Origin of the sequence: Angustibacter sp. McL0619, from assembly GCF_049994355.1 — a bacterium.
Taxonomy (GTDB): Bacteria; Actinomycetota; Actinomycetes; order Actinomycetales; family Angustibacteraceae; genus Angustibacter.
This window is the reverse complement of record NZ_CP188257.1, coordinates 360,463-380,873: the sequence shown is the minus strand read 5'-3', so window position 1 is coordinate 380,873 and position 20,411 is coordinate 360,463. Positions and strand designations below refer to the sequence as shown.

Genomic DNA, 20,411 nt, shown 5'->3' with positions numbered 1-20,411 from the left:
GCGCCGGCCGCGGATCGCCCGTTCGTCCCGAGCCACCCCCGACTTTCGTCGGGGGTGCCACCGATCGCAGGACCGACGTCCGGACGACGTGCCAGCCGCCCCTGCCGCCCTACCCTGGACGCCGTGACCTCCCTGCTGACCGCCCAGCGCCTGCGCTGGCGGCGCGCGCGGGCCTTCGGCACGCGGGTCAGCCCGCGGGCCCGGGACGTCGCGTTCATCCTGGCGACGCTGGCGATCAACCTCGGCTACGCGGCCAGCCGGGACGGCAAGAGCGCCGACAACTGGGTGTTTGTGCTGGTCGTGGTGGGCATCGTCCCCGCCGTCGCGCTGTGGTGGCGGCGCAGCCACCCGGTCGCGGTCACCCTGTTCACCCTGGTCTGCGCCACGATCACCGGAATCCCCGCCGCGCTGACGGTGGCGCTGTTCACGCTGGCCATCCGCCGGCGCGACCGCGTGCTGTGGTCGATCACCGGGCTCTGCTTCGTGGTGGACGTGGTCCGCACCGCGCTCACGGACGACACCACGAACCTCGTCTCGATGATCGCGACGTCGATGCTGTATTTCGGTGCGGTGCTGGCGGCCGGCGCCTACGTCGGCGCCCGCCGCGACCTGGTCCGCACCCTGCGCGAGCGGGCCGAGACCGCCGAGGCCGAGCGCGAGCTGCGGGCCGACCAGGCGCGACTGGGTGAGCGGCACCGGATCGCCCAGGAGATGCACGACGTGCTGGCGCACAAGGTGTCGCTGATCGCCCTGCACGCGGGCGCGCTGGAGGTGAATGCCGACGCCGGTCCCGAACAGGTCGAGCGCACTGCCGCACTGGTCCGCACCACGGCCCGCGAGGCGCTGGAGGACCTGCGCCGGGTACTCGGCGTGCTGCGCAGCGACGACTCACCGGACGGCTCGGACCTGGCTCCCGCGCCGGGGATGGCCGAGATCGACCGGCTCGTCGAGTCCTCGCGCACCGCCGGGGTGGACGTCGAGCTGAGCCGGGACGTGCACGGAGAGCCACCGGCCGAGCTCGGCCGCACCGCCTACCGGGTGGTCCAGGAGTCGCTGACCAACGTGCACAAGCACGCCCGGGCCGCCACCACGGTGGTGTCGCTGTCCGGCGGTCCGGGGTCGGGGCTGGACATCGAGGTGCGAAACCGGGTGCCGGTGTCGGCCGCGATGCTGCTGCCGGGTGCCGGGATGGGCCTGGTCGGGCTCAGCGAGCGGGTCGGCCTGGTCGGCGGCGAGCTCGAGTGGGGTCGAGCCGAGGACGGCGGCTGGCGGGTGCAGGCGCACCTGCCCTGGGCCGCCCCGGCTGAGGGGGATGCCGCATGACGCGGGTGCTGATCGTGGACGACGAGGCGCTGGTGCGCGCTGGGTTGCGGATGATCCTGTCCGCGGCCGACGACCTCGAGGTCGTCGCCGAGGCCGAGGACGGCGCGGACGTCGTGGACGCCGTGCGCGCGCACCGACCGGACGTCGTCCTGATGGACATCCGGATGCCGCGACTGGACGGGCTGGCCGCGACGCGCGCGGTGCTCGCGCTCGAGGAAGCGCCGCGGGTCGTCGTCCTGACCACCTTCGACCTGGACGACTACGTGTTCCGCGCGCTCGAGGCCGGCGCGAGCGGGTTCCTGCTCAAAGACACCCCGCCGCGGGACCTGGTGCGCGCCGTCCAGGTGGTGGCGGCGGGGGAGGCGATGCTGTCGCCGGCAGTGACCCGGCGGCTGATCGGTCACTTCGCAGGGAGCGGGCCGTCGTCCCGGCAGCGGATGGCGCTCGCCCGGCTGGAGGCGCTCACCCCGCGCGAGCGCGAGGTGCTGGTGGCGGTGGCGCGCGGGCTGTCCAACGCCGAGATCGGGCGCGAGCTCTTCATGAGCGAGGCGACCGTGAAGGCGCACGTGTCCCGGCTGCTCAGCAAGCTGGACGCCGGTAACCGGGTGCAGGTGGCGATCCTGGCGCACGACGCCGGCCTGACCTGATCGTTGCGGGCGCTCAGCCCCAGCCGAGATCGTGCAAGCGTTCGTCGCCGATCCCGAAGTGGTGCGCGATCTCGTGGACCACGGTGATCCCCACCTCGCGGACGACCTGCTCGACACTCCCGCAGGCCCGCAGGGTCGGCCCGCGGAAGATCATGATCCGGTCCGGCAGGGCGAGGTTGCCGCCGCCCCAGTCGTCGCGGTGGGTGAGCGGGATCCCGACGTAGAGGCCGAGCGTGTCGTCGGGTTCGCTCGGCGGCGGCTCGTCCTCGACCAGCACCACGACGTTGCGCATCAGGGCGGTCAGGTCCGGGGGCACCATGTCGAGCCCGGCCGAGACCGCCGCCTCGAAGTCCGCCTCGCTCATCTCGACCACGCGCTCAGTCTGCCCTGGGTCGCCGCGATGCGGTCGCGCGAACAGGACCGGCCGTGACTTGGCGAGCGCCGTCGTGCTCGGGGACGCCCCTCCTGACCGGCCGTTCCTGTTCGGGCGACCGTCAGATCGCGGTGGCGTCGAGTGCAGCCAGCTCGTCCACGGTGAGCACGAGCTCGACGGCCCGCACCGAGTCCAGAATCGTCTCGGGACGGCTCGAGCCCGGGATCGGGATGACCCACGGCGACTTTGCGAGCTCCCAGGCGAGCGCCACCTGCTGCGGGCTCACTCCGTGCGAGTACCCGACCTCGGCGAACGGAGCGTAGGACGACCCCAGGCCGGCGGCCCTCGCGATGCCGCCGAGCGGGCTCCATGGCAGGAACGCGATGCCCAGCTCGTCGCACAGCCTGAGCTCGGGCTCGCTGAACCGGAACCGCGGCGAGAACTGGTTCTGCACGCTCGCCAGGCGCCCGCCCAGGATGGTGCGGGCCTGGACGATCTGGTCCGGGTTGGCGTTGGAGATCCCGGCTTGGACGATGAGGCCCTCGTCGAGCAGGTCGCGGACTGCGCCGACCGACTCCTCGTAGGGCACGCCCGGGTCGGGTCGGTGGAACTGGTAGAGATCGATCTGTTCGACGCCGAGCCGCTTGAGCGAGCCCTGGACGGCCGAACGCAGGTGCTCGGGTGAGCCGTCCAGGGTCCAGGAGCCGTCGCCCGGCCTCAGGTGGCCGCCCTTGGTCGCGATCAGGATGGTGTCGCGGTCGCCGGACCAGGTGCGCACCGCTTCGGCGATGAGCTCCTCGTTGTGGCCGACTTCGTCGGCGTGCAGGTGGTACGCGTCCGCGGTGTCGATGAACGTCACGCCTGCGTCGAGCGCGGCGTGGATGGTGCGCAGGGCGCGTTCGCGGTCCGGGCGCCCCTCGATCGACAGAGGCATGCCACCCAGACCGATCGCGGAGACGGTGGCCGTGCCGAGCGTGCGGGTCTTCATGGAGGTCCTCTCGTCGCGTCTGCTGACCTCTGCGACAGCCCGCTGGGCCGCTCGGATGTTCCCGCTTTGGAGTTCGCGGCAGGTGTCCCCTATGCTGAACCGCGTCCTCGACGCTGGCACGTTCGGAGGCGTCACGGCGCCCCCATCGTCTAGCGGCCCAGGACACCGCCCTTTCAAGGCGGCAGCGCGGGTTCGAATCCCGTTGGGGGTACCACTTACGCTGCCGGTACGATCGTGCGGCAGCAGTTCCAAGGCCCCGTAGCTCAGTTGGTTAGAGCGCCGCCCTGTCACGGCGGAGGTCGCCGGTTCGAGTCCGGTCGGGGTCGCCACGTGGCGCTGGTCCGCCCTACAGCGCACGTAGCAAGGCCAGGTAGCTCAGTTGGTACGAGCGTCCGACTGAAAATCGGAAGGTCGGCGGTTCGACCCCGCCCCTGGCCACCAGCACCCGCAAGGCGAACCTCCCATTCTTGAGGTTTGCTCACCGATTGATCAACTGTGCTGGCGACGATCACAATGATCGTCTCGTCGCAGGCATGCGAGCGGAGCAGCCCAGGACGACGGGCAGCTCGATGTGCTTGGTCAGGGCAGGTGCTTGCCGAGCCAGCGCAGCTCGCCACCGATGAACCTGGTCTGGTGCCATTCTCGCCGGATCACCTCGGCCCGTAGGTTGCAGAACTGGTCCCGGGCGAACGCGGCCGGCCCTCGCTTGCCTTCGTCCTCGATCTCCCATGCCTGCTGGTGCACGAAGGGCGCGCGCACCGCACGCACAGGTTCACCTCGGGGTGGTTGCCCAGGTGAACCATCCGGTCTGGGACGTCGACGGTGTCGCAGCACCAGTGCGGCGGCGGAGCGGAGGGGGCAACCGCGGCGACACGTTGGGCTGCCCTTTCGGGCACTGCCGCTACGACATGCGGCAATAGCGTCGTTTCGACCGAGGAGTCGCGATGCCTCTTGCACGGCCGGTGTGGCCTGAGCCCCATCCGGCTCCTGCCGTGCTCAAACACCGGATGCCCAGTCAGACGCCGTCCATCGCTGGTCCGAAGGACGTCGCGCAACTGCTCGCCTTGCAACGACTTGCCGGCAATCGGGCCACCTCCGGTCTCCTGACGGTGCAGCGGTGCGGTCCCATCCCGTCGGACGAATGCCCCTGCAACGAAGGTTCAGAGCCAGGCAGCCAGAACCCTTCCGAGCAGTCCGCCCCGGCAACGACACCCGAACAGCACGGCCCTTCGGCTGTGCCGTTGCAGCAGCTCGAGGTCTGAGCCGAGAACCAGCTCATGCTGAGCGATGCGCGCGAGAGCAACCGACCGCGGACCGCGGTTCGGCGGCCCAGATCGCAGACCGAGGCTCCTCCCGATCCGGCTTCGGCGACGGGGCCGCCATCAGTCGTTCGAGCGAGCCTGCTCGGGTTGCAGCGCTCCGCCGGCAACTCGGCCGTGGCCGCGATGATGACGGGTCAGCAGGGCCGGCGACCCGTCCGACCCGCGTCGGCCCTGGCTAGCCCTTCGTCGACGACGACCGCACAGCGCGTGCCGGGGGGCGGGCCGGGGGGCGGGCCGGGGGGCGGGCCGGGGGGCCAAACGGTGCTGAGCCCAGAGGCTGACCAGCGTCCGCCCACCGAGGGTGAGTCAGTCACGCTCATCGGTGTCCTGCACAACGACGGGATCGGCCCGGACGGCGAGAAGCTTCAGCGTGGCCCGAAGACGAAGCTGCGGCCCACACCGTCCACGGACGTCAAGGAGATCGCCGAGTTCCCGGTCAACACCCGCGTGATCGCCGATCGCAAGATCGGCACCTGGTACCACGTGGTGGTCGAGGGCTCAGGGCGCACGGGCTACATGGCGGTCGACCTCGTCGAGACCCGGTTGCAGGATCCCAACTCGAAGTTCCATCGCATCGACGCCGACGAGTCGGCGTTCGACATCATCAAGAACCACTACGACGTCGACTTCCAGGGCTTCAAGAACCTCCGCTTCTACGCCAACGGCCTCGTCGAGGTCAACCATGCCATCGGACGCAACGGGATCTACGAGCCCTCGTCGCAGGAGAAGATGCGGCTCGCGCGCGAGGCCTGGAAGCGCACCGGCAAGTTCATCTACCTCGATGCGGCGACCAAGGAGAATCGCCAGATCGTCGTCCCGTCGCGAGAGTTCGCAGACTCGCTGGACGTCAGCTCCGGGTCGTGGGTCCGCGACATCGATCACAAGATCGGCGGCTGGCTGGAGAAGGCAGCCGCCTTCATCGCCTTCCCCGCCGGGCTCATCGTGGGCGCGCTGGAATGCGTGTACGACACCGTTGCCGGCCTCGTCGAGATGGTGTGGAAACTGATCAAGTCGGTCGTGACGGGCTCGATGCTGTCCGATCTGGAGGATCTGGCCGATGGGCTCACCAAACTGTTCACCGATCCGAAGACCCGAGGAGCGGCCCTCGGGGCCCTGGCCGGCTGGCTCGAGGACCGGTGGAACAACCCGAGCGTCGTCAAGCGCTGGTACTGGCGCGGTTGGATCATCGGCTACATCGTGGCCGAGGTCCTGCTGACCTTCTTCTCCGGCGGTGAGGCGCTGATGGCGAAGGCTGCCGAGAAGTTCGGGGCGTTGATCAAGCTGATCAAGGCCACCACGTACGGCGCCAAGGTCTTCCACGCGATCGAAGAGGTCGGCGTGGCCGCGAAGACGAGCAAGGCTGCGGTCGCGGTCAGGGACGCCGCCGTCGCAGTCAAGAGCTCGAGGCCGGTCAAGGCTGTCGCAAACGCCGCGAAGGCGGTGAAGGCCTCCGCACCGGCAAGAGCGGTCGTCAAGGCGGCGCGGGTGACCGCGAAAGCCCTGAGCGATGCGAAGAAGTTCGCGATGAAGGTCCTGGGGTTCCCGGGGAAGCTGATCGCACGCATCACGGATGCAGGCCTGCTGGCCCTTGAGAAGATGTCACCCAAGGCGCGAGAGATGCTGCAACGGCTCGGCAAGTTCAACAGGATCAAGCTGTGGGAGGTCCTGGGATGTCACTCGCCGTGCCGTTTCGACCCCGTCGAGCTCGAGCGCAAGCTCTTGAAGATGGCAGAGAACGACGCCAAGGCCGCAGCCAAGGCAGAGGCGAAGGCCACCAGAGCGTCGAAGAACGCCGCTGCGGCGTCCAAGGGAGCGGCCGACCGCGCTGAGGCCGCGAAGGCCGCCGCTGCGGCTGCGCCGAGGTCGGCTGCCAAGGCAGAGGCAGTCAAGGAGGCCACCGCAAAGGCGGAGTCGGCTCGACTCGCCGCTGGTCGTGCGGCGGCAGCCAAGCAGGCCGCCGCCGACGCGCGCACGGCCAAGAAGGTGGCCGAGGAGACGCATGCGGCGCGCAAGGCGCAGGCGCTCGAGCGCAGCAAGGTGCTCGGTGAGCTCAGGCGCTACCGGATCCAGGCCGCGGAGGACACCTTCCTCGACGCGGAGCAGAAGGAGCTCGCAGAGCTCATCCGCAAGCTCGAGAACGGCGAGCTCTCGGCTGCGGAGACCGAGGCGGAGTACCAGGCGCTGCTGAAGCGTGCACAGGCGCGGCGGGAGAACTTCGTGCCCGCGGAGTTCACCGGCGTCACTGAGGAGATCACGGTCTCCAAAGCAGCCGGGCGCAAGATGGACGAGATCCAGAAGGCGCGAGAGGCGCTCATCGACAAGCGCGCCGCAATACGCACCGCGATGGGCAAGCTCGGAGTCGAGCCGGACGGCGCGGCAGAGGCCGTCCAGAAGTTGCAGCAGGAGCGCAGATTCGCCGAGGCGCGAAAGCTCGAAGCCCTCGACGTCAGCTACAAGCGGCTCGGCAACGAGCTCGTCAAGCAGTCGGAGCAGCTCGGGCAGGTGGCAGCAGGCGAGTTCGCGGCACAGCGTGGGGCAAGTGAGCTGTACATGGGGAAGCCGGGCACATCTGGAACGCTCGACGCGGCCTACTACAAGCCTGGTCCGCCGAAGACGGTGTACGTCGTCGAGGCCAAGGGCGGCGCCAGCCAGGTCGGTACCCGCAACATCGCAGGCACTGCCTACCAGCAGGGCACGCCGGAATACCTTAAGTGGATGATTGAAAACGACCGAGCCTTCCGCGAGGCGGCCAAGCGCCAAGGCCTGCTCAAGATGATCGAGTCGGGCGAGATCGAGGTCGAGTACCACCTCGTTCGCGCACCCGGTGGACAGGAAGTCCTGATCAACGAGTTCCACCTCAAGGTGACGCGATGAGCGACCCACCAGTCCGCACCCTGGCCATCACCTCTGCGGTCGAGGCGCTGCGCAAGCTGCATTCCCACCAGTGGGCCTGGTCGACCGATGAGCTCGACACCGCGATGGACGCCGCCGGGCTCCAGCTGCACGAGCCGGTCGACGACATGACAATTCCGTTCGAGCATCCGGAACTGCCCGGCGTCGACGGCTTCGTGACGACCATCGTCGGCGAGTCGACCGTCGTGACGGTTTCCGTGACGTTGGCGGAGGTCAGTGACGAGGCGAACGCCGACGCTCGCGCCCGCCTGGAAGGGCTTTACCAGGAGTGCCACACCAAGCTGAGCACCGACCTCGGCGGACCGCAAGAGCGCCCGAGGCAGAAGGGCGCGGACTGGGCGTGGGACGACGACGTGCTCGAACTGCGAGATCTCGGGATCACCGTGACGTTGACTCTCGCTCACACGGAGAGCCGCCGCCGACGAGAGGGCGGGTGAGAGCGGTGCCGGATGACGCGTCCCAGGCTGAGGCGGCGAGCCGCTGGAACGTTCTGGCGTATGGGCTGGGGCAGCTGATCAACGGGCTGGCGGACCTGGACTTCGCGACGTTCGCCGTCGACGACCGGGTCGTCATGACCATCACTCGCGACGCCTCCGACGTTTGGATTCTCGCCAGTGGTCCTCACGACGAGGTGGAGCCCGTCGAGCTGTCGCCACCGCAACGGGACATCCTGAGCCAGGCGGGCTTCTCGCCACCGCTCAGCGAGGCGGCTGAGCGCGCAGCGCAACGGACGAGCTGGTGGCTGCGGCTGCCTGCCTCCGGCGACGCGAGCACCTTCGACACCGCAGGCCACACCATGATCTCCGCGTTGCGGGACGTCTACGGCGCCAACCATCCCGAGGCGGTCGAGTGGCAGGGCCTCGCGCTGAGCGATGGCTCTCGCAGTGTGCTCGACGCGTTGCCGCTGACGCGTAGCCCCTCCCGACCGCGCTGACCCGCCGAGGCTCACGATCCAGCGCGCGGACCTGCGCCCGCCACTCAGGCGCCGACCACGTTCGCGCGGAGCCAGCCGGTCAGGTCGGCCCAGACGCCGGCCCCGAACGCGAAGTCGTGGAACTGGTACATCGCGTCCTCGGGCGTCAGCCCGGTCAGCCGCGTCGAGGGGACGTTGAGCATGTGCTCCAACCCCGGGTAGACCTGGATCGTCCCCGACCGACCGGCGTCCGCGAGCGCCGCGGTGATCCGGTCGACGGAGACCGAGACCGGAACGCTGGTGTCCAGCGACCCGTACTGCAGGAACACCGGGCAGCTGACCCGCGCGTAGTCGGACGCCGGGTCGTGTCCGAGCTGCGCGTCGTGGGCGTCCTCCAACATCGGCACCAGCTCCCCGACCGGCACCAGCGGCGGGATAGGGGACAGCATCGGGTTCTGCATGACGAACCCGGGCGCCTCGTAGCGGTCCAGGTCGGGCGCGGCAGCGACCGCCTCGAGTGCCGCACCCAACCGCTCGACCAGCTCGGGCGCGGCGGCCCGCGCGACGATACCGAACAGACAGCGCCACGCCTCCCCGATCGCGTCCAACGTGGGTTCGCCCACGCCTACGTCGCGCAGCACCTTGGTCCGGCGGTGCACCTCCGACTCCGCCATCGTGACCCCGGGCGATCCGACCCCCACCAGGAACGCGGCGCCGGTGCGAGCCGCGACCATCGGCGCAGACCACATGCCGTTCGAGAAGCCGGCCAGCCCGATCCGCGAGGCATCGATGCGGGGCAGCCCGCCAAGAGTGCGCAGTGCCGACTCGGCGGCATGCGCCTGGTCGAAGATCGACGGGTCGTCCGGCCCGCCGGACTGCCCGTGACCGGGCTTGTCGTAGATCAGGACGGCGATCCCGGCCTCCAGCAGGGCCGCCGCCTGGATCCGGCAGAAGTCGCGTTGCCCGCCGGCCGCGCCGTGCAGCAGGACCGCGGCCGGGTGCGGTCCACCGGTGGTCGGGGTGATCACCGTCGCCCGGATCGTCGCGCCACCGATCTCGAAGTCGACCGGTTGCTCTTGCCAGCGCGGCGACCTGGCCAGCGTGGTTGAGGTCCCGTCGCCCGAGCTCAGCCTGAGCGCTCCCTCGGAAGTCACCTCGATCGCAGTGCCGTCCTCGACCAGCAGCTGGCTCTCGCCCAGCCCGTAGGCACGCTGGACGCGGTCACCCTCGACCAACAGAACCATCGGCTCGCCGAAGTATGCCTCGGGGATATGAGTCAGCAGAACGGTTCTCGCCTCGTTCCCGTACCAGCCGGACAGCTCGCCCCACCGCGCCGGCAGCGAGACGACCTGCCGCATAGTGACCCCGTCCAGCCGCGGTGCGCCGTCCTGCCAGGCGGCGGGGGCCGGCTCGCCGAACCGTTGTGCGCCAGGGCGATCCACCAGCCACGCGTCGTCCGGTCCGGGTCGTGCGATCAGCGGGCCGTCAGCGCCAGTGCCGATCCACGTGCCATCCAGCTGCGGCTGCTCCATCGCTGCATCCTAGGGACCGAGCAGAGCCGCGGGTACGACCGCGATGCCGTCCTGTCGTCGGTAGGCGTCCCTTCCCGTGGTGACGACGACGGCGTCGACCAGGTCGGCTCCAAGCTGGTCGACGAGCCATCGCAACTGCCTGACATCGCTGTCGCCCACGGTCTGGGACAGCTTGACGTCGATCGCGAGGACCTTGCCACCTGGGGCGATGACGACGAGGTCGACCTCGTGCTGACCGCCCTTGGTGCGTAGGTGTCCCACAGTGGTCTCCAGTGCTTGCGCGTATACGCGCACATCCAGAGTGACCAGTGATTCGAAGAGCGCACCGAGAAAGGTGCCGTCTCGCGGCATGGGTGTGGACGGCGCCTTTGCGTCCAGCAGATCCTCGATCGAGAGCTCCGTGAGGGCCACGGCGAGAGCTGGATCCGCGAGGTGATGCTTGGGCGCGAGCGTCAGTCGATTCAGGTGGTTGCGAGCAGGCGTCCAGGCGGGAACCGGGTCGGACACCCAGATGCGCTGCAGCGTGTCGACGTAAGGGATGGTCGTGGTCTTCGCGGGTTTGTCCGCCAGCCCGGACGTGGCGGCGTCGCGGATGGTCTCCAGGGAGGCCACAGTCCCAGTCGCTGCCGCGTAGGCGCGAAGCCAGCGGCGCAGAACGGCAGGGCTACGAGGCGCCCGCCCCGCCTCCGGAAAGTCACGGTCGACGATCAGCTCCGCGTACGACCGCATAGCAGCCCGACGACCTCGTGCCGTGTCAGCACGCAGGCCCGGGAAGCCGCCGCCGACGATCTGCTCGGCGTAGTCGGCCAGGGTCAAGCTGGTCGAGCCCGAGACCCGCGCGCGCGCACCCGTCCTGGCGGGTGCGCTGAGCAGTTCGCCCAGCGAGACCGTGGGCGTCTCGACGCCTCGTTCTGCCAGCGTCATGGGTCGCATGCGAAGGCTCACGATGCGGCCCGCACCTGAATGCGTCCCGGGTGCTTGTGGCGAAGCCGAGCCAGTGAGCAGGAAGCGCCCGGGCAAGGGTGACGCATCCACCGCGCGCCGGACGACGTCCCAGCTCGGTAGATACCGTTGCCATTCGTCGATCAGCGTCGGTGCTGTGGCCGCCGCGAGCCGTTGCGGATCCGCCTTGACGAGATCGAGGGTGCCTGGGTCATCCAGCGCAAAGGACGACCCAGCCCGTTGCGCGGCGGTAGCAGTCTTGCCGACCCCCTTGGGCCCGTCGAGGCTGATTGCGGGAAGGTCGCGCATCAGCTCGTCGAGTTCGTCGTCGACCACCCGCCGTTGATAGCCGCTACCGCCGTCCGCAAGCCCGCTCATGCGCCTCAACACTACCGTTCGTCACGTCTCAACGCTACCGTTCGTCACGTCTCAACGCTACCGTTCGTCGCGTCTCAACGCTACCGTTCGTCGCGTCTCAACGCTACCGTTCGTCGCGTCTCAACGCTACCGTTCGTCGCGTCTCAACGCTACCGTTCGTCGCGCGTCAGCTGAGGACGTCGGACGCTGGCAAGCGCTCGGCGGGTACCCGTCCGCGCACCTGCGGACCGTGCCGCAGCAGGTCGGAGGCGAGTCCGCCGGTCAGCAGCCCCAGGGCGATCAGGGTGGCCGCCTGCTGCCAGACCGTCCAGCCCATCGGCCGCATCGACAGGTGCGCTAGCAGCGTCACGAGCATCCCGCGGCCCAGCACCGTGATCGCGCCGACCAGCACGGTGTCCTCACGCGGGCTGCTCACCCGGGACAGCCGCACGAGCAGCGCCACCACAGCCACCAGACCCACGACGTAGACGGCGACCAGGGTGAGCGTGCGGTCCGGCACGGCGGCCAGCAGCAACCCGCCACCGACCACGCACAGCACAGCGCTCACCCGACAGGTGACGACCCTCCCGTACCGCACCAGGAAGGTGCGCTTGCCGAGTAGCGCGTCGCCGCGCACGTCCCGGAAGTCCTTGAGCAGCAACCGTCCGATGACCGCCGAGTACAGGCCGCCGAGCAGCATCAGGTCAGCCGGGCGGACCGCCTCACCGCCAGCCAGCAGACCAACCAGGTACGGGACCCCGACCACGTTCAGTGGCAGCACCAGGGACGCGAGCGCCCCACGCTTGGACAACCGCAGCGGCGGCAGCGAGTAGGCCGCACCGACGGCCAACCCGACCACCAGCACCAGCAGCACCGGCCAGCCCAGGGCGGCCGCGAAGCCGACCGCGAGTACCGCACCGGTCACGGCGACGACGACCAGGTCGCGGGGTGCCGAGCCGGACGCGAGCGGACGGCGAGGGTCCCCCGCCAGGTTGATCCGGTCCACCTCGGCGTCGGCGAGGTCGTTCAGCACCACCGACACCAGCAGGTATCCGACCACCACGACGAGCGAGGCGAACAGCAGCCACAGCCGCCCGGCGTTTCCATGCTGTGCCAAGCCGATGGCCGCGTAGCTGCCGAGCAGCAGCACCAGCGCCGGACGCGCCATCAGGACGACGAGCCGCACCCGCGCGACGAGGTCGCTCATTTGTTGTCCGCCCACGAGTTGAGCGCGACCATGACCAGGATGACGCCGGCCACCGCCACCAGCCCCATCACGCCGACCACCACAGCGACCGTGATCGCGAAGATCTCCCACCCGGTGCGCTTGCGACGGGGCGGTTGCGGCGGCAGCAGCGGGCCGGTCGGCTGGTACGGATCCATGTCTCCCCAAGTGACGAGTGTCGCAAGAGCCTAACCGCCGCAGGCCCTTCCAACCGGTGATTTCGGTAGGCATGCTGAAGCGATGACCGATTCCCGCGACGGAACACCGACGGCCAAACCACCCGCTCGGATGGTCAAGGCCACCGCTCCCTTCGCCCGCCGGCTCGCTGGTCACCGCTGGTTCCCGCTGTGGGCGGTGCTGCACCACCGCGGCCGCAAGAGCGGTAGCCCCTATTCGATCCCGGTTGCGGTGATGGTCACGCCGGAGGCGTTCGTGATCGGGCTGCCGTGGGGTCCGCAGACCAACTGGGTGCAGAACGTGCTCGCCGCGGGCGGCTGCACGTTGACCTGGAAGGGCGAGGACCACCAGACGACCGATCCGCAGCTGGTCGGGTCGGACGTCGCGGTCGCCGCCGCCGGGCCGCTGATCCGGCAGGTGCTGAGCCGCCGCGAGTTCCCCGGCTTCCTCCAGCTGCGGCGCCAGCCCTCGACCCCGGCCGGCACCTTGACCAAGCCGCCGGTGATGAACGCCGAGATCCTGATCCGTCGTCCGGTCGAAGTGGTCTTCGCGGCGTTCGTAGAGCCGGCGACGACCACCAAGTTCTGGTTCAGCAAGAGCACCGGACCGCTGGTTGCCGGCGCCCGGGTCGAGTGGACCTGGGAGATGTTCGGGGTCTCCTCCACCGTCGACGTGCTCGAGCTCGAGCCGGACCGGCGAATCGTGATGCAGTGGTCCGGCGACGACGACCCACCGACCCGGGTGGAGTGGAACTTCGCCGAGACGTCCGCCCACGCGACCGTCGTCCGCATCACCGAGACCGGCTTCACCGGCGAGGCCGACACGACGACCGCCAAGGCACTGGGCTCGACCGCCGGCTTCACCAAGGTGCTCGGGTCGGCGAAGGTGCTGCTCGAGCACGGCGTGGTGGTGCCGATCGAGGACCTGGCCCCGCAGCCGACGTCCGACTGAGCGTCAGCGGTCGGCCGGCGAACCGATCTCGTCGAGCAGCCGCACCAGCCGCGGGCCGCTGACCTCGCGAAAGCTCACGTCGACCAGCTCGGCAACCTCCTGCCAGTCGACCGCAGCCGCGTCCAGGTCGAGACCGATCCAGCCGTAGGCGCCGTAGTAGGCGGGCAGGAAGAACCGCGGATCCTGTTCCAGCGCAGGGCGTTCGACCTCGGACGCGACAAAGAGCACCGACCGTGGGTACTGCAGCATCGGCTGGCCGGGCACCGCACCCTTCACCATGCCGGAGTAGGCCGCGAACATCACCCGCGACCGGAACGTCGGCCGGCCGTGCGACACCTTCTCGGCGGCCTCCGGGAAGCGCAGGCACAGCTCGCGCAGCCGCGCCAGCAGCGGGTCGCCGGGGTCGTACATCAGGGGGTGCGGCACACGTCAGTGTTGCGTGCCGCCGACCCGACCGTCGAGCTGCCCGTCGAGCCACGCCCTTCCGTCCGGCGAGCTCGGCGCGCATGCTGGGCGGATGGGCTACGAGGTCCTGGACGTCGGCCACGCCCGCTCCGGCGAGGCGGACGCGCCTCGCGCGCCGGCCGGGCGGATGCACGTCGTCGATCTCGAGTCGCTCCCGCAGCCCCGTCCGGACGCGGAACGGCGGTCAGCTGGACGGCGACGTCCCACCCGGTGGACGGCGGCGGCGCTCACCGCGGCGACCCTGGTCGCCGGGATCGGCGTCGGCGTCTGGATAGACCACCGGTCCAAGGTTCGCGAGCAGACCGCCGCGGCAGCCCAGGTGCGAGTCCTCGCGGTCGCCCAGCCGGCGACCATGACGCTGGCCGGCCGGATCACCGCGGCCTCGGTGCGGATCAGCCTGGTCAACCTCGGACAGGCCCCCGTGGACGTGCTGGTCTCACCGCCGGTCGCGCGCCCGTTCGCCGGCGCCACCGTGGTGGGCATGGCCAACGGCTCGGCCCGGATCGACCCCGGCGGCTCACAGCAGGTGGTCGCGCTGGTCGGCATCATCTGTGGCACGCAGACGCCGGTCACCCCACAGATCTCAGTCCGCGGGCCGGACGGGCAGACGCACCAGCTGACGGTCCGCGACGAGAACCTCGACACCTACCGGGTCAACCGCCGGGCGGTCTGCGGCGACCCGGACGGCGCCCTGCTGACCTCGCAGCTGGTCGGCACGGTCCGCAACCCGCAGCTGGTCCTGCGCAACGCGACCCACCACGCCGTCGCGATCATCGTCGATGCCGACTCGCCGGTGCGGCTGCGGCCACCGGTGACCGGGCCGCTGCCGCAGTCCGCGCGGGTCGGCGCGGTCGGACCACCGACGACCGTGACGACGTTCCCGTCACTGCCGGTCATCCTGTCCGCAGAGGACGACATCACGCTCTCCCTGCGGGTGCAGGTGCGCGGCTGCCAGGCGCTGGACTCGCTGAACGAGCAGAGCTACCTGCTGCTGGTCGGCGTGCCGATCGCCGTCGAGCACACCGTCCCGCAGGACGTCACTACCGCGGTCGACCTCACGGCCCTGATGGGCTCGGCGCAGGAGCGAGCCTGTGGCTGACAGCGGCCGGCCCGGCCAGGTGCGCGTTCCACCTGACCGGGCCTCCTGGCACGCCGTACCGCCTAGTGCGACTGAGCGGGCAGCCGGCGCTCGAGGGCGGCGGGTAGCCACCAGTTCTTGTGCCCCAGCAGCGTCATCGCCGAGGGCAGCAGCACCGCGCGGACGATGGTCGCGTCGATCAGCACCGCCGCGGCCAGGCCCACACCGAGCTGCTTGAACTCCAGCAGCGACAACGTTCCGAAGATGCTGAACACCCCGACCATCACCGCCGCCGCGCTGGTCACCACGCCGGCCGACGAGGTCACGCCACGAGCCACCGCGAGCTTGGTGGGCAGCCCCGAGTCGTGCTGCTCGCGGATCCGGCTGACCACGAACACGTGGTAGTCCATCGACAGGCCGAACAGCACCACGAACAGGAACAGCGGGAGCCAGTCGACGATGAAGCCGGTCTGGGCCAGACCCAGCGCACCGGCTCCGATCCCGTGCTGGAACACCAGCACCATGAGCCCGTACGCGGCACCGACCGAAAGCAGGTTCAGCACCACCGCGGTCGCCGCGACCACGACGGAGCGGAACGCGAACACCAGCACCACGAAGGTCAGGCCCAGCACGAAGCCCATCACCCACGGCAGATGCGAGCGCATCGAGGCGGCGAAGTCCGTCGATCCGGCGGTCGGTCCGGTGACCATCACCTGCGTGCCGGGCAGCCCGGCGGACAGGGTCGGCACCAGCCGCTCGCGCAGCGTGGTCAGCGACCTGCCGGCCGCCTTGCTACTGAAGTCACCGGTCATCGGGACGTCGATGGTCGCCGTCCGTCCGTCCGGCGCGATGTTCGGCTGGACGTCGTCCAGGCCGGTGAACTGGCCGGTGGCCTTGGCGTCGGCGACGAGCCTGGTGACACCGGCGTCCAGCGCCGCCTGGTCGATCCGAGCGGAGCCGGAGTGCACGACCACGGTGTGCGCGAACCCGGTCTGCGGGAACGCCGCCGTCATCGCGTCGTAGGTCTTCATGATCGGGATGGAGCGAGGCAGCGAGTCGGCGCCCGCCTCACCGGTCCGCATGCCGAGCGCCGGCAGCGCGAGCGCCACCATCGCAGTCCCTGCCAGCAGCAGCGAGATCGCCGGCCGGTGCAGGACGACGCGCATGACCGCGGGCCAGAAGCGACCCTCGCCGTCGGCCCGGCGCAGCCGGTGCACGAACGGGATACGCGGCCGGTCGACCTTGTCGCCGAACGCGGACAGCATCGCCGGCAGGGCCGTCAGCGAGCCGAGGACGGCGACGGCCACCACGAGCATGGTGCCGACCGCCATCGAGACGAAGGTCGCGTCCCCGGACAGCAGCAGGCCCGACATCGCGATGAACACTGCGAGTCCCGAGACCACCACTGCCCGACCACTGGTCTGCGCCGCGATCTCGACGGACGAGCGGCGGCTGGCGCCGCGAGCGCGTTCCTCACGGGCCCGACGCACGTAGAACAGCGAGTAGTCGACGCCGACCGCCATCCCGATCAGCAGGATGACGCTGTTCAGCGAGTCCATCACGGGCACCACGTGCGAGACCAGGGAGCTGAGCCCGATCCCGGCCATCACGGCGGACAGCGCGAGGATGACCGGCACGCCGGCCGCGATCAGCGCACCGAACGACAGGATCAGGATCGCCAGGGTCACCGGCAGGCTGAGCTTCTCGGCCCGCGAGAAGTCCTTGGACACCTGCCCGCCGATCGCCTTGTCCAGCGACGCGTCGCCGGCCTGGGCGATCTTCAGATCTGGGTGCGCCTTGGCGACGTCCGCGGTCACCGCGAGCACTGCGGGCACCTGGTCGCCGGCCACGTCGTAGGCCGCGTTGCCGGTCTTGCCGTTCACGTCGAGCACGACGGGCAAGAGGGCGGAGCGGCCGTCCTGCGAGCGGATCAGCTCACCGACCTCGCCGACCTGCTTCATGCCGGACAGTCGACCGCGCAGCTCGTTGCCGACCGCGGTGGCGGTGGCGGCGTCCAGGCTGCCCGAGCGGGCCTGCACGAGGATCCGCTCGGTCGGGGTGGCCGGGTAGCCGGCCTGCTCGACGATGCGGTCGGCGCGACCGGACTCCCCCGTACCGGTCTGCGCCCCCTCGAGCAGTCGGGTGCCGGCCAGGTTGCCGCCGACGAACACGACGGCGACGAACAGGAACCAGCCGATCAGCGCCTTCGTGCGGTGCTTCGTGCTCCATCGGGCGAGGCGGAGCACCGTGCCGGACGCGGGCTGGGCGTCGTCCGGCGAGGACGGTTGAAGATGCGGTGGTGCGGTGAGCGTCATGGTCGTTCCCCTAGCGGCTCAGTCGTTTTCGGTCTCTTAACCCTGACCCCCGGGCCACCCCGGTGTCTGTCCGGGAAGCGCCCCAATGGGGGTAGGGGAAACCCCCGGTTCGATCCGGCTGCCAGCGTCATGGCGGCTCAGGGACACCCCTGAATACGGTGGGCACATGCGCAACTCATGGGGGTCGAAGACGTGGCTGGCACTGGCCTACGTCACGCTCGGCCTGCCGGTCGGGATCATCACCTTCACCGTCGTCCTGGTGGGGCTGTCGCTCGGCATCGGCCTGCTGCCGCTCTTCGGGACCGGCGTGGTCATCCTGGTAGCCACCGTCTACACCGCGCACGGCCTGGCCTCGTTCGAACGCGGCCGGGCGAACCTGTTTCTCGGCGTCGACCTGCCCAAGCGCCCTCGGCTGACGCCGCAGGACACCAACGCCGCCCGTCGGGCCTGGGCGCTCATCTCCTCACGCGGGGCGTGGAAGGAGATTGCGTACTGCCTGCTGATGCTGCCGGTCGGCACCGTGTTCTACAGCCTGGCGGTGGCGGTCTGGGCGATCGGGCTTGCCGGCGTGCTGCTGCCCGCCTACGGCTTCGCGCTGTACGGCGGCCAGGTCGTCACCTGGCTGCACTGGACGCCGTGGCTGGAGGTGCTGGCCGGCTTCGGCATCGGCCTGTTGGCACTGCAGCTGGCACCGGTGCTGACCAAGGCCCTGGCGGACGCCGAGCTCGCCCTCGTGCGCACCCTGCTGGCGCCCAGCGGCGCCGAGCTGCTCAAGGCCGAGGTGTCCTCGCTGACCGAGTCGCGCGCCCGGGTGGTCGACGCGGCCGACGCCGAGCGACGCCGGATCGAGCGCGACCTGCACGACGGCGCGCAGCAGCACCTGGTATCGCTCGCGATGAACCTCGGGATGGCCAAGGAGAAGCTCGACTCCGACCCCGAGGCCGCCAAGGAGCTGGTGATCCGCGCGCACCAGGAGGCCAAGGACTCCATCACCGAGCTGCGCAACGTGATCCGGGGCGTCTACCCGGCGGTGCTCACCGACCGCGGGCTGGACGCGGCGCTGTCCGCCCTGGCCGCACGCTCGCCGGTGCCGGTGCGGCTCGACGTCCGGCTGGAGCGTCGGCCCGGTCCGACCGCCGAGGCCATCGCGTACTTCGTCGTCTCGGAGTCGCTGACCAACGTCGCCCGCCACTCGGGCGCCAAGCAGGCGTCCGTGCACATCGAGCTCCGGCACGACGCGGCGGGCCGCGACCGGCTGCAGGTGGCCGTGGTGGACGACGGCGACGGCGGTGCCACCGAAGGGGCCGGCAGCGGGCTGGTCGGTCTGCGAGACCGGGTCCGCGCCGTCGACGGGACCTTCCAGCTGATCAGCCCGGTGGGCGTCGGCACGACCATTGCTGTGGAGGTGCCGTGCGAGTCGTGATCGCCGAGGACTCGGTGCTGCTGCGTGAAGGCATCGTCAGGCTGCTGACCGACGCCGGACTGGACGTCGTCGCCGCCGTCGACGAGCCGGAGGCGTTGCTGCGCAAGGTGGACGAGCTGCTGCCGGACATCTGCATCGTGGACATCCGGATGCCGCCGACGCACACCGACGAAGGCATCCGGGCCGCGCTGGTCATCCGCGCGCAGCACCCGGACGTCTCCGTCCTGGTGCTCAGCCAGTACGTCGAGGAGCGCTACGCGACCGACCTGATCGCCTCCGACACCCGTGGGGTGGGCTACCTGCTCAAGGACCGGGTCGCCGATGTCCGCGAGTTCGTGGACGCCGTCCGCCGGGTCGGCGACGGCGGGACCGCGCTCGACCCGGAGGTCGTCTCCCAGCTGCTGGTGCGCAGCCGTCGGGTCGACCCGTTGGGCGGGCTGACTCCGCGCGAGACCGACGTGATGCGGCTGATGGCCGAGGGCCGCTCGAACCAGGGCATCGCCGCCGAGCTGGTGGTCAGCGAGGGCGCCGTCGAGAAGCACGTCAGCTCGATCTTCCTCAAGCTCGCGCTGCCCCCTGCTGACCAGGACCACCGCCGCGTGCTCGCGGTCCTGCGCTACCTGGAAGGTTCGTGATGACGGTCCAAGACGTCCCGCAGCAGACCCAGCCCGAAGGAGCGCCGCCGCCCGCGGGGAGCGCACGGCCGCTGCTGATCGGGCTGGGCATCGCGTTCGCGGTGCTGTCCGTGCTGGCCGGGACGATGAACATCATCGGCTCCATCGGCCGCGACTCCGCGCAGCGTCAGGCGAGCTACCAGGGCATCCGGGTGGTGGAGGTCGACGTCGGCGCCGAGTCCGTGCAGATCGTCGCCGGGACGGACGACGTCACCCGGCTGGACCGCACCATCTCCTGGTCGCTGACCAAGCCGTCCTTCAGCGAGCGGCAGGAGGGCGACCACCTGGTGATCCGCTCCAGCTGCGGGATCGACTTCGGGCGCGGGTGCTCGGGCAAGGTGCACCTGGTGGTCCCGGCCGACGTCCAGGTGACCGCGCACAGCTCGGCGGGCTACGTCGGGGTGACCGGGCTGACCGGCGCTCTGGACCTGTCGTCCAGCGCCGGGCACGTCGACGGCGTCCGGCTCGGTTCGGCGAACGTGCAGGCCGACTCCTCGGCCGGCTCGGTGGAGCTGTCGTTCAGCACCGCGCCGACCTCGGTCAAGGCGACGTCCAGCGCCGGTTCGGTCGCTGTGCTGCTGCCCCAGGGCGACGAGGCTTACCGGGTCGAGGCGGACTCCAGCGCCGGCTCGAGCGACGTCTCGGTGCGGACCGACCCGTCCTCGTCGCGGACCATTGTGGCGCACTCCAGCGGCGGGTCGGTCGACGTATCCTACGCCGAGTGACTCCATAGAGTCACCAAATGGGCACTCTCTGCCGTACTTTTGCGCCTTTCCGGCACTCATGGTGACAG

The 20,411-nt window shown here is 70.3% G+C and carries 19 protein-coding genes and 3 tRNA genes; 13 read left to right on the top strand and 9 right to left on the bottom strand.

Annotated features, from left to right (window positions below; translation table 11 throughout):
• Nucleotides 1–123: 123 nt before the first annotated feature.
• Complete coding sequence (locus ACPPVT_RS01875) at nt 124–1,323, top strand: sensor histidine kinase (protein WP_426564924.1); 1,200 nt, start codon at nt 124–126, stop codon at nt 1,321–1,323.
• Entirely contained in the window at nt 1,320–1,970 is a 651-nt protein-coding gene (locus ACPPVT_RS01870; RefSeq protein WP_426564922.1) for a response regulator, read from the top strand. The genes ACPPVT_RS01875 and ACPPVT_RS01870 overlap by 4 nt, the downstream gene beginning before the upstream one ends.
• Before the next feature lie 13 nt (nt 1,971–1,983).
• On the opposite strand, the gene ACPPVT_RS01865 is transcribed toward ACPPVT_RS01870, so the two are convergent.
• Nucleotides 1,984–2,343: a metallopeptidase family protein gene (locus ACPPVT_RS01865; protein ID WP_426564920.1), complete on the bottom strand. Its 360-nt coding sequence runs from the start codon at nt 2,341–2,343 to the stop codon at nt 1,984–1,986.
• A 121-nt stretch (nt 2,344–2,464) separates the two neighbouring features.
• On the bottom strand, nt 2,465–3,331 hold the full coding sequence (locus ACPPVT_RS01860) for an aldo/keto reductase (RefSeq protein WP_426564918.1): 867 nt from the start codon (nt 3,329–3,331) through the stop codon (nt 2,465–2,467).
• Nucleotides 3,332–3,469: 138 nt separating this feature from the next.
• On the opposite strand from ACPPVT_RS01860, the gene ACPPVT_RS01855 reads away from it, so the two are divergent.
• From ACPPVT_RS01855 to ACPPVT_RS01845, 3 genes are all read left to right on the top strand, one after another.
• Nucleotides 3,470–3,545 (top strand) — tRNA-Glu (locus tag ACPPVT_RS01855).
• Between the two features lie 38 nt (nt 3,546–3,583).
• Nucleotides 3,584–3,660: transfer RNA gene (locus ACPPVT_RS01850), tRNA-Asp, on the top strand.
• Nucleotides 3,661–3,695: 35 nt separating this feature from the next.
• A tRNA-Phe gene (locus tag ACPPVT_RS01845) sits at nt 3,696–3,772 on the top strand.
• A 138-nt stretch (nt 3,773–3,910) separates the two neighbouring features.
• Here ACPPVT_RS01845 and ACPPVT_RS01840 read toward each other — a convergent pair.
• Nucleotides 3,911–4,099 carry a hypothetical protein gene (locus ACPPVT_RS01840; protein WP_426564916.1) on the bottom strand — a complete coding sequence of 63 codons (189 nt, stop codon included), beginning with the start codon at nt 4,097–4,099 and terminating at the stop codon, nt 3,911–3,913.
• A gap of 815 nt (nt 4,100–4,914) precedes the next feature.
• Here ACPPVT_RS01840 and ACPPVT_RS01835 point away from each other — a divergent pair.
• Genes ACPPVT_RS01835 through ACPPVT_RS01825 form a run of 3 tightly spaced genes read left to right on the top strand, consistent with a single transcriptional unit; the run spans nt 4,915 to nt 8,500 of the window.
• Nucleotides 4,915–7,527, top strand: coding sequence for a hypothetical protein (locus ACPPVT_RS01835; RefSeq protein WP_426564914.1), 2,613 nt, complete (start codon nt 4,915–4,917; stop codon nt 7,525–7,527).
• Nucleotides 7,524–8,003, top strand: coding sequence for a DUF6301 family protein (locus ACPPVT_RS01830; RefSeq protein ID WP_426564912.1), 480 nt, complete (start codon nt 7,524–7,526; stop codon nt 8,001–8,003). The genes ACPPVT_RS01835 and ACPPVT_RS01830 overlap by 4 nt, the downstream gene beginning before the upstream one ends.
• A 5-nt stretch (nt 8,004–8,008) precedes the next feature.
• Entirely contained in the window at nt 8,009–8,500 is a 492-nt protein-coding gene (locus tag ACPPVT_RS01825; protein ID WP_426564910.1) for a TY-Chap domain-containing protein, read from the top strand.
• Between the two features lie 44 nt (nt 8,501–8,544).
• Here the strand turns inward: ACPPVT_RS01825 and ACPPVT_RS01820 are convergent, their stop codons facing one another.
• The 4 genes from ACPPVT_RS01820 to ACPPVT_RS01805 form a co-directional block, all read right to left on the bottom strand.
• Nucleotides 8,545–10,011, bottom strand: a complete 1,467-nt coding sequence (locus ACPPVT_RS01820) for an alpha/beta hydrolase family protein (RefSeq protein WP_426564908.1) — start codon at nt 10,009–10,011, stop codon at nt 8,545–8,547.
• Nucleotides 10,012–10,020: 9 nt separating this feature from the next.
• Complete coding sequence (locus ACPPVT_RS01815) at nt 10,021–11,331, bottom strand: ATP-binding protein (protein ID WP_426564906.1); 1,311 nt, start codon at nt 11,329–11,331, stop codon at nt 10,021–10,023.
• A 166-nt stretch (nt 11,332–11,497) separates the two neighbouring features.
• A complete protein-coding gene (locus ACPPVT_RS01810) occupies nt 11,498–12,517 on the bottom strand; it encodes a UbiA family prenyltransferase (RefSeq protein WP_426564904.1) in 1,020 nt (339 codons plus the stop codon).
• Complete coding sequence (locus ACPPVT_RS01805; RefSeq protein WP_426564902.1) at nt 12,514–12,693, bottom strand: hypothetical protein; 180 nt, start codon at nt 12,691–12,693, stop codon at nt 12,514–12,516. Before ACPPVT_RS01805 ends, ACPPVT_RS01810 begins: the two co-directional genes overlap by 4 nt.
• Before the next feature lie 82 nt (nt 12,694–12,775).
• Here ACPPVT_RS01805 and ACPPVT_RS01800 point away from each other — a divergent pair, with 82 nt between their 5' ends.
• Nucleotides 12,776–13,663, top strand: a complete 888-nt coding sequence (locus ACPPVT_RS01800) for a nitroreductase family deazaflavin-dependent oxidoreductase (protein ID WP_426564900.1) — start codon at nt 12,776–12,778, stop codon at nt 13,661–13,663.
• A 3-nt stretch (nt 13,664–13,666) separates the two neighbouring features.
• Here ACPPVT_RS01800 and ACPPVT_RS01795 read toward each other — a convergent pair whose 3' ends face one another.
• A complete protein-coding gene (locus ACPPVT_RS01795; protein WP_426564898.1) occupies nt 13,667–14,089 on the bottom strand; it encodes an MmcQ/YjbR family DNA-binding protein in 423 nt (140 codons plus the stop codon).
• 91 nt (nt 14,090–14,180) lie between these two features.
• On the opposite strand from ACPPVT_RS01795, the gene ACPPVT_RS01790 reads away from it, so the two are divergent.
• Complete coding sequence (locus tag ACPPVT_RS01790) at nt 14,181–15,227, top strand: hypothetical protein (protein WP_426564896.1); 1,047 nt, start codon at nt 14,181–14,183, stop codon at nt 15,225–15,227.
• Between the two features lie 62 nt (nt 15,228–15,289).
• On the opposite strand, the gene ACPPVT_RS01785 is transcribed toward ACPPVT_RS01790, so the two are convergent.
• Nucleotides 15,290–17,521 (bottom strand): MMPL family transporter, encoded by a 2,232-nt coding sequence (locus ACPPVT_RS01785; RefSeq protein WP_426564894.1) that lies wholly within the window; start codon nt 17,519–17,521, stop codon nt 15,290–15,292.
• Nucleotides 17,522–17,687: 166 nt separating this feature from the next.
• On the opposite strand from ACPPVT_RS01785, the gene ACPPVT_RS01780 reads away from it, so the two are divergent.
• From ACPPVT_RS01780 to ACPPVT_RS01770, 3 genes are read left to right on the top strand one after another with little or no spacing between them, the layout of a single operon-like run.
• On the top strand, nt 17,688–18,944 hold the full coding sequence (locus ACPPVT_RS01780; protein WP_426564892.1) for a sensor histidine kinase: 1,257 nt from the start codon (nt 17,688–17,690) through the stop codon (nt 18,942–18,944).
• A complete protein-coding gene (locus ACPPVT_RS01775; protein ID WP_426564890.1) occupies nt 18,932–19,579 on the top strand; it encodes a response regulator transcription factor in 648 nt (215 codons plus the stop codon). Before ACPPVT_RS01780 ends, ACPPVT_RS01775 begins: the two co-directional genes overlap by 13 nt.
• A complete protein-coding gene (locus ACPPVT_RS01770; RefSeq protein ID WP_426564888.1) occupies nt 19,579–20,343 on the top strand; it encodes a DUF4097 family beta strand repeat-containing protein in 765 nt (254 codons plus the stop codon). Before ACPPVT_RS01775 ends, ACPPVT_RS01770 begins: the two co-directional genes overlap by 1 nt.
• Nucleotides 20,344–20,411 lie beyond the last annotated feature (68 nt).

Excerpts from the sequence above, each read along its gene's own strand:
- ACPPVT_RS01870 (WP_426564922.1), top strand. The coding sequence starts at position 1,320 with ATGACGCGGGTGCTGATCGTGGACGACGAGGCGCTGGTGCGCGCTGGG.
- ACPPVT_RS01860 (WP_426564918.1), bottom strand. The coding sequence starts at position 3,331 with ATGAAGACCCGCACGCTCGGCACGGCCACCGTCTCCGCGATCGGTCTG.
- ACPPVT_RS01830 (WP_426564912.1), top strand. The coding sequence starts at position 7,524 with ATGAGCGACCCACCAGTCCGCACCCTGGCCATCACCTCTGCGGTCGAG.
- ACPPVT_RS01820 (WP_426564908.1), bottom strand. The coding sequence starts at position 10,011 with ATGGAGCAGCCGCAGCTGGATGGCACGTGGATCGGCACTGGCGCTGAC.
- ACPPVT_RS01815 (WP_426564906.1), bottom strand. The coding sequence starts at position 11,331 with ATGAGCGGGCTTGCGGACGGCGGTAGCGGCTATCAACGGCGGGTGGTC.
- ACPPVT_RS01810 (WP_426564904.1), bottom strand. The coding sequence starts at position 12,517 with ATGAGCGACCTCGTCGCGCGGGTGCGGCTCGTCGTCCTGATGGCGCGT.
- ACPPVT_RS01805 (WP_426564902.1), bottom strand. The coding sequence starts at position 12,693 with ATGGATCCGTACCAGCCGACCGGCCCGCTGCTGCCGCCGCAACCGCCC.
- ACPPVT_RS01800 (WP_426564900.1), top strand. The coding sequence starts at position 12,776 with ATGACCGATTCCCGCGACGGAACACCGACGGCCAAACCACCCGCTCGG.
- ACPPVT_RS01790 (WP_426564896.1), top strand. The coding sequence starts at position 14,181 with ATGGGCTACGAGGTCCTGGACGTCGGCCACGCCCGCTCCGGCGAGGCG.
- ACPPVT_RS01785 (WP_426564894.1), bottom strand. The coding sequence starts at position 17,521 with ATGACGCTCACCGCACCACCGCATCTTCAACCGTCCTCGCCGGACGAC.
- ACPPVT_RS01780 (WP_426564892.1), top strand. The coding sequence starts at position 17,688 with ATGCGCAACTCATGGGGGTCGAAGACGTGGCTGGCACTGGCCTACGTC.
- ACPPVT_RS01770 (WP_426564888.1), top strand. The coding sequence starts at position 19,579 with ATGACGGTCCAAGACGTCCCGCAGCAGACCCAGCCCGAAGGAGCGCCG.